1 protein-coding gene is annotated in these 666 nt (G+C 38.1%); it reads right to left on the reverse strand.

Translation table 11 applies throughout. The annotated features are described in order from the left end of the window. The coding region (locus tag OH806_RS16625) for an RHS repeat-associated core domain-containing protein (protein ID WP_406567651.1) at positions 1-124 on the reverse strand (124 nt) is incomplete at its 3' end. Positions 125-666: the final 542 nt, after the last annotated feature.

Consider the following 666-nt stretch of genomic DNA (forward strand, 5'->3'; position numbering starts at 1 on the left):
AAGAAATAGGATTATTCATCACATAGGCATACGGACTGAAAGAATCATACATTTCCGCCAATTGGTCAGTACCGTTCCATCTTCCCAGGTCGGGCATATATTGTCTCCAACCGTAGTCTAGCATTCCGCAGTCTGCTCAACTTTTTCCAAACTTCCTACTTTATTTCCAACTCGCGCGAACTTTTTATTTTTTGAACGCCTCTCTGTTCACGCTTTTCTCAAAAGTAGGAATTTTGGACGATAAATTTCAAATTTTTTCAACTGAAAATAAAAATTCCGAGGAGTTTTGGATTTTCATTCTCCAATTTTTTTCTTTCAATTGAAAAAATAAATTTCATTTCTAAAAATGTAGAAAATTTCTAGTGTTGTCGTTGTTGTTGTAAAATGTTAAAATGTGGGTAACCCTTCGAGAGGCTCAGGATTGGCGGTTATCCACATTTTAATATTTTGAGTTGTTTTAAGGGCTACTCCTTCGACTCCGCTCAGGACAGGCTTTCAATGGAAAAACGCAGAGGGAGGGAAGCGGAGTGGTTTCCACGGAGTGTAGGAAAGCATTTTACATAATCTCAAATTATAGGCAAAAATGCAGTTGGTTTGCGGTGGAACGAAGTTTTAGCGAAGTGGAAACGCACGTTTTGCACTGGCAATTTGCGTATAATTTCGATT

Origin of the sequence: Chryseobacterium oryctis (genome assembly GCF_025971925.1) — a bacterium.
Taxonomy (GTDB): domain Bacteria; phylum Bacteroidota; class Bacteroidia; order Flavobacteriales; family Weeksellaceae; genus Chryseobacterium; species Chryseobacterium oryctis.